Below are 6853 nucleotides of genomic sequence, written 5' to 3' on the forward strand. Positions count from 1 at the left end.
GGTCACCCTTGCGCGTACTGCTGCTCAGTCGGGCGTACCGCCGGGCCGATCGCGAACATGTAACAGCCGTACAGCACGTTGCGGCTGTGCAGGACGGCCACCTCGGGCCGGCCGAGAAGCCGCTCGATCCCGGCCTCCGCGTCGCCGCCCTCGGCCAGGATCGCGTCGGCGATGCGGCCGTCCCGGTCATAGGCGCGCAGCACCTGACGCCGGCCCCGGAACCCGGCCGGGTAGGCGCCGGGCCGGCGATAACCGGCGCAGGGGTCGGCGTGCACGAAGACCGGGCCGATCTCGCGGTACGCGCCGGCCGTCCCGCCCGGCCGGTAGGCGACCAGCGCGAGCCGTTCCCCGGCGGCGGCATCACGCAGGCAGCAGCGCAGGGGGGCGCCTGCCTCGGCGGCGGTGAACGTGTCGTAGCACCGGCCGGAGTCGTCGACGCCGCTGCGGCGCACGGTCGAGAGCCAGTCGGCGGAGATCGGTGAGACCACGAATTCCATCCCTCGATCCTGGCCGCGATCAGGGCCGGAAGCTGGCGGGAATCGGTCGCGGCACTAGGCTGTCGCGCGTGCTGGGAGCAGGGGTTCGGCTCGGCGACCGGTACCGGCTCGAGGCCCGGGTCGGCGCCGGCGGCATGGGCGAGGTGTGGCGGGCGGCCGACGAGGTGCTGGGGCGTACGGTCGCGGTCAAGGTGATGCTCCCCGGCGTGGCCGACGACCCCGACTTCGCGCGCCGGTTCCACGCCGAGGCGACCGCGATGGCCCGGGTCAACCACCCGGCCGTGGCGTCGGTGCACGACTTCGGGCGCAGCCACGAGCTGACCTACCTGGTGATGGAGTTCGTCGACGGCGAGTCGCTCGCCCAGCGCCTCGCCCGGGACGGCCGGATCTCGCCGGCGGCGGCGATGCGGCTGGTCGCGCTGGCCGCGGACGGCCTGCAGGCCGTGCACGACCAGGGCATCGTGCACCGCGACCTGAAACCGGCGAACCTGCTGCTGCGCGGCGACGACTCGGTCGTGATCACCGACTTCGGCATCGCCCGGCGCGCCGACGCGAGCCGGCTGACGGCGTCGGGGGCGATTCTGGGTACGCCCAGTTACCTGTCCCCGGAGCAGGTGCTGGGCCGGCCCGCCACGGAGCGCAGCGACGTCTACTCGCTGGGCTTGACCGCGTACGAGTGCCTGGCCGGGCAGAAGCCGTTCGACGGCGACAATCCGTACGCGGTCGCGCTCCAGCGCCTGCGGGCGGCACCCCGCACGATCGGCATCACGTTGCCCGCCGCCGTCCTCGCCGTACTCGAGAAGGCCCTCGCCACCGACCCCGCCCACCGCTGGCCGTCCGCCGCCGCCCTCGCCGCGGCGGCCCGCGCCGCCGCCGACGCCCCGCCCGGCACCGCTCCCGCACCCGGCACCGCTCCCGCACCCGGCGCCCCGCCCGCACCCGGCGCCCCGGCCGGACCCGGTGCGGCCGCGCGGACGCCGCGCCGGGGCCGGGTCCTGCTTGCCGCGGTGGCGGTGGTCGCGCTGGCCGGCGCGGGCGTCGCGGGTTGGGCCGTCAGCCGCGACAGCGGCCACCAACCCACCGGCGCAGCGCCCGCGCAACCCGGCACAGCAGCCGGGAAATCCGGCACAGCGCCCGCGCGATCCGAGGCGGCTTCCGTGCCGGCCGGCTTCGAGCGGTGCGGGCCGGCTTTCTGCCCGGCCGAGCCGATCTGCTGGGGCGGGCTCACCGCGATCAGCGGCCGGGCGCAACCACCGGAGCGGGTCGCCTGCGACCGGCCGCACTTCTACCAGACCTACGCCGCGATCCCGCTTCCCGACGGTGCGCTCGAGGTTCGCCCGGACGAACTCCGGACGCAGCCGGTGATCGCCGCCGTCTGCTCGCCGGGACTGCTCGCCTCGCGGGGCGGCACGGCGGTGGCGGGCCGGGGTTTCACGCCCGACGTGTGGCCGATCCGGCTGCCCGGCCAGGATTGGCTGCTGCACTGCCTCGCCACCCGGCCGGGCGGCGAGACCACCGGCTCGGTGTTCGGCTGACCGGCCGGATCCGGAGTCAGCGGGCCGGGAGTCAGCGGGCCGGGAGTCAGCGGGCCGGGCAGACGACGAGGTTGCCGGTTCTCGGCAGGCGGGCCGCCGGTGAGCAGTCGAAGCGGGCGTCGAGCAGCTCCTTCACGTCGGCCGGGGCCTTGTCGAGCTTGAACCAGTCGGTCTGCACGATCAGGTAGCGGGCCTGGCTGTCCTGGGTGAGGCAGGCCAGGTTGTCGGCATAGCTCCGGTACTCCCGCACACTGGCGATCTTGGTGCCCCGCTGCAGCCACTGCGGCGACGGATAGCGGCAGCTCGTCGGGTTGCCCATGGCATGGTTGACGGCGCCGAACGACAGGTAGAGCACCGGGGTGTCGCGGCCGATCCGCTCGCTGACCGCGGCGTAGCCGGACGGGTTGGGCGTGGCCGCGGAGATCTTGTAGTCGTACGTGCTGAACGAGTACGGGGCGCCGAGCAGCACCGGCGGCACGAGCGCGAGGGTCAGCGCGACCGAGCCGACCGGCCACGGCACCGATCGCGTCGAGACCGTCCAGACGATCACCGCGGTGCCCACGGCGGCCAGCAGGTAGGCGTTCTCCACCAGCTCGTAGTGGGCCAGCCGGCGACCGGCCGGCTGGCGCAGCGCCACGAAACTGAGCACGGCGAGGGCCACGGTGGACACGACCAGGGGCAGCCGGGCCCCCGGGCAGAGCGCGAACGCGGCCCCCCACACGGCGGCGGCCAGCACCGGCACGATCGCGTAGTGGTACATGTAGAACTCGGCCTGCCCGTACGCCGAAGCGACCGAAAGACCCGACGCGACCACCGCGACCGCCGCGCCCAGCAGTCGTTGTCTCGTCGTCGGCAGGCGGTGCACGAGGGCCGCGAAGGCGGCCGGCGCGACCGCGATGACCGGACTGAGCACAGTGGCGTCGCCGAGCCCGTGCGCCAGCTCCCGGAAGTCCCGCAGGCGCAGGCCGTGGTGGATCGGCGAGTCGGCGACCAGGTCGGCCTGGTCCTTGAGCCAGATCCACTCCCACGGCAGGAAGTGCTTGGTGGTGGCGTACCAGACGACGGCCAGCACCCCGGTCGCGACCGCGACCCACACCGCGCGCCGCCGGCTCAGCACCGCGATGGCGATCAGCGCGATCAGCGCGATCGGCGCGGTGGCCAGCTTGACCGCCACGACGAGCACCGCGGCGAGGCCGCCGAGCAGCGCGCCGAGCCAGTGCCGGCGGGGGGCCAGCCCGGCGCCGACCGCGACGACGGCGGCCAGCGCGGCCATCCAGTCGGGCTCGAGGAAGTGCCACGGCGGGGCGATCAGCAGGGTGGCCCCGGTGGCGGCCGCGATGCCGGCCGCGACCGGCCCGGCCAGATGGCGCCGCAGCCCGAAGTGGAGCAGCACCGCCACGGCCACGATCACCAGGTCGGCCTCGGCGCGGATCAGCCGGTGGGTGAACGCCATGTCGAGGCTGCCGGTGAGGTCGAGCGAGCCGAGCATCAGGCGGTAGGCGACCGGCCGGGCGACGAAGACGTCCCAGACGCTGACGCCGCCCCGGCCGGCGGTCTCCAGGCCGCCGAGGGCGTAGGTCACGTCGCCGTTGAGTGCGGCCAGCCCGGCGAGCCCGGCGGCGGCGAGGGCCACCACCCCCGCCACGATCAGGCCCCACGGCCTGCTTCTGCGGGTCGGCACCGGCCGGTCGACCTCGAGCGTGCTCACTGCGGATGCCTTCCGATCGAGTCCCGGCGGACAGTACCGATCGACGGCACGTGGCGCCGCCCCGAAACGTTGCTGAGGGTAACGGCAGTCGCTGTGATCTTGCTGGCATCTCCCCCGGTGTTACCTCAGCCGAGAATCTCCGCGCGGCGGCGATACGCTTGCGGTCATGGAATTCGGCGTCGGCTACTTCCCCACCCACGACGGCGTACGGCCCGGTGAGATCGCCCGCCGGGTGGAGGAACGCGGGCAGGACGCGCTCTTCTTCGCCGAGCACACGCACATCCCGGCCGACCGGCGCACGCCCTGGGGCGGCGGGCGTGAGCTGCCCCAGAAGTACTGGCACACCTACGACCTGTTCGTGGCGCTGACCGCGGCCGCCGAGGCGACCAGCCGGCTGCGCGTCGGCTCCGGCGTGTGCCTGGTCGTCGAGCGCGACCCGATCACCACCGCCAAGGAGGTCGCGAGCGTCGACCACCTCAGCGGCGGACGGTTCGAGTTCGGCATCGGCTCCGGCTGGAACCGCGAGGAGATGGCCAACCACGGCACCGACCCGCGCACCCGGCTGGCCCTGCTCGGCGAACGGGTCAAGGCGATGCGGGAGATCTGGACGGCCGACGAGGCCACCTTCCACGGGCGGTTCGTCGACTTCGACCGGATCTGGTCGTGGCCCAAGCCGGCGCAGAAGCCGTGGCCGCCGATCCTCGTCGGGGGCGGCGGGCCGACGGTTCTCGACCGGGTGCTCGACTACGGCGACGGGTGGTTCCCGCAGTGGGACGACGCCGATCTGCTCGAGCGCATCGGTGAGCTGCGCTCGCGCGCCGACCGCTACCTCCAGGTGCAGGTGCTCAGCGTGCCGCCCGACCCCAAGGTGCTCGAGCAGCTCGCCAAGGCGGGCGTGCACCGGGCCTCGTCGTGGCTGCCGTCCGGGCCGTGGAGCCTGGTCGAGCCGGCGCTGGAGAAGTGGGAGCGGGCGATCGGGGAGCTGATCGGGCGGTGACCCCGGGGGAGCGGTTCGCCTCGGCCCGGGTGGCGCGGCTCGCGACCGTCGGCCCGGACGGCGCGCCGCACCTCGTCCCGATCGTGTTCGCGGTGGTCGGCGAGGTCATCCACACCGCCGTCGACGCGAAGCCCAAGCGCACCCGCCGGTTGCGGCGGCTGGCCAACATCGCCGGGAACCCGACCGTCTCGGTCCTGGCCGACCACTACGACGACGGCGACTGGTCGCGACTGTGGTGGGTCCGGGCCGACGGGACGGCCGTCGTCTCCGACCGGTCGGACAGCGGCGCCGCGGCCCTGGTCGCGAAATACCCGCAGTACCGCGCCGAGCCGCCGGCCGGCCCCTACCTGACGATCACCGTCCGGCGCTGGACCGCCTGGGTGTCCGACCGGCACGAGTGAGTACCCGGGCTCAATCCCGCAGGCCTCGCCGCCGACCAGGATCGAGCACGTGACCACGACCTACCCCTGCCCGCACTGCCACGCCACGGCGTCGGCCGGGGCCGGATGCCCGGCCTGCGGCCGGGCTCCGGACGCCGACGCGATCGAAGTGATCCGCACCGACGCCGAGATCGCCGAGCTGATGCCGCAACTCGCCACCGCCCGGCGGGCGGTGAGCGAGCTGGAGACGCGGCTCGGTCACGCTTTCGAGAGGCGCAATCTCGCGGCCGAGAGGGTACGGTCCGGGCAGCGCCCCGATCGGCCGAAATCCGAGCCGGAGACCTCGTCACGCGCCGTCCAGAACATCTTGTTCCTGCTCGGCGGGCTCCTGCTGGCCGTGGCCGCCGTGGTCTTCACCGCCGTCGCCTGGTCGCAGTTCGGCGTCACCGGCCGCGCCACGATCCTCGCCCTGTTCACCCTGACCGCGCTGGCGATCCCGCCCCTGGCCGTGCGCCGGCACCTGCGGGCCGCCGCCGAGACCGTGGCCGCCGTCGGAGTGCTGCTGCTCCTGCTCGACGGCTACGCCGCCTGGTACGTGAACCTGCTGAACCTCTCCACCACCGGCCCCGCCCGCTTCGCCGGCACCGTCTTCGCCCTCACCGCCGCCGCAGCCACCGCGTACGCCCGCTGGACCGGCCTGACCGCCCCGCGCCACGCCGCCCTGCTGGCCGCCCAGCCCGCCCTGCCCCTGCTGGTCGCCCCGGCCACCCCGGGCCCGGCCGGCTGGACCCTCACCTTCGGCCTCCTGGCCGCCCTGAACCTGGCCGTCCCCCGCCTGGCCGGCCCCCGCACCCACCTGGCCCCGGCCCCGCCCGACCCGGTCGCCCGCCGCACCCGCCTGGCCCCGCTCGCCCATGTTCTGGCCACGCTGGCTTCCCTGGCCGCTTTCACCCCAGCTCTCGGCACCGCCGTCCGCACCCTCACCACCGTCGACCCCTTCCACACCGCCTGGACCGCGACCGTCCCCGCCACGAGCTGGCGCCTCCTGGCCGCCCTGGCCCTGACCACGGCCGCCCTCTTCGCCACCGGCCCACCCCGCCTGCGCCCCGTCTCCCTGCTGACCGGCGCCGCCGCCCTGGCCCTGGCCCTGCCCTCCGCCCTGCACCTGCCGTGGTGGACCGCCCCCTTGTTCGACCTGCTCGTGGTGGCCGCAACCCTGCTCCACACCACCCGCCGGCCCACCCCGGCCCCGCTCCCCGCCGCCCCGCAGGCCGCTCCCGCCACCCAGCAGGCCGCTCCCGCCGCCCCGCAGGCCGCTCCCGCCGGTTCGTCGGTCGCCCGCACCGTCCTGCTGGCCGGCCCCGCTGCTCTGCTGGTGGCCCACGCTGTGGCCACCGGGTTCGGGCGGCCCGCTCCGGCGACCGCTGTGCTGGTCGTGGTCGCTCTGCTCGGCGCCGGGGCGGCAAGCCGAGGCCGTCGGCACACCGCCCTGAGCAACGCCGGCCTGTTCGTCGCTCTCGTGACCGTCCCGGTGATCGCCTGGACCGCGTCCACCGCCCTCGACCTCTCCCCCGCCGGTCGGCTCCGGGCCGTGGCGGTAGCCACCGCCGCGCTGGCCGCGGCCCTGGCCGCGACGCGGACCGCGCGGGCGGCCGGCTCGTCCCGGGCGGCCGGCTTGTCCCGGGCGGCCGGCTTGTCCCGGGCGGCCGGCTTGTCCCGGGCGGCCGGCTTGTCCC

At 75.3% G+C, this 6853-nt stretch carries 5 protein-coding genes and 1 pseudogene; 4 read left to right on the forward strand and 2 right to left on the reverse strand.

The genetic code is table 11. The annotated features are described in order from the left end of the window. Positions 1-2: 2 nt before the first annotated feature. Entirely contained in the window at positions 3-497 is a 495-nt protein-coding gene (locus tag Afe05nite_RS12670; protein WP_203817211.1) for a DUF1203 domain-containing protein, read from the reverse strand. Between the two features lie 68 nt (positions 498-565). Between Afe05nite_RS12670 and Afe05nite_RS12675 the strand changes: the two genes are divergently transcribed. After that, on the forward strand, positions 566-2032 hold the full coding sequence (locus Afe05nite_RS12675) for a serine/threonine-protein kinase (protein WP_203817212.1): 1467 nt from the start codon (positions 566-568) through the stop codon (positions 2030-2032). A gap of 46 nt (positions 2033-2078) precedes the next feature. On the opposite strand, the gene Afe05nite_RS12680 is transcribed toward Afe05nite_RS12675, so the two are convergent. Next, positions 2079-3740, reverse strand: coding sequence for a hypothetical protein (locus tag Afe05nite_RS12680; RefSeq protein WP_239117766.1), 1662 nt, complete (start codon positions 3738-3740; stop codon positions 2079-2081). Between the two features lie 166 nt (positions 3741-3906). Here Afe05nite_RS12680 and Afe05nite_RS12685 point away from each other — a divergent pair, with 166 nt between their 5' ends. The 3 genes and pseudogenes from Afe05nite_RS12685 to Afe05nite_RS12695 form a co-directional block, all read left to right on the forward strand. Beyond that, positions 3907-4737, forward strand: a complete 831-nt coding sequence (locus Afe05nite_RS12685; protein WP_203817213.1) for an LLM class F420-dependent oxidoreductase — start codon at positions 3907-3909, stop codon at positions 4735-4737. Next, positions 4734-5138, forward strand: a complete 405-nt coding sequence (locus Afe05nite_RS12690) for a TIGR03668 family PPOX class F420-dependent oxidoreductase (protein WP_203817214.1) — start codon at positions 4734-4736, stop codon at positions 5136-5138. Before Afe05nite_RS12685 ends, Afe05nite_RS12690 begins: the two co-directional genes overlap by 4 nt. 49 nt (positions 5139-5187) lie before the next feature. After that, positions 5188-6853: pseudogene (locus Afe05nite_RS12695) on the forward strand (hypothetical protein); the annotation flags it as partial.

The organism is Paractinoplanes ferrugineus, from assembly GCF_016862195.1.
Classification (GTDB): Bacteria; Actinomycetota; Actinomycetes; order Mycobacteriales; family Micromonosporaceae; genus Actinoplanes; species Actinoplanes ferrugineus.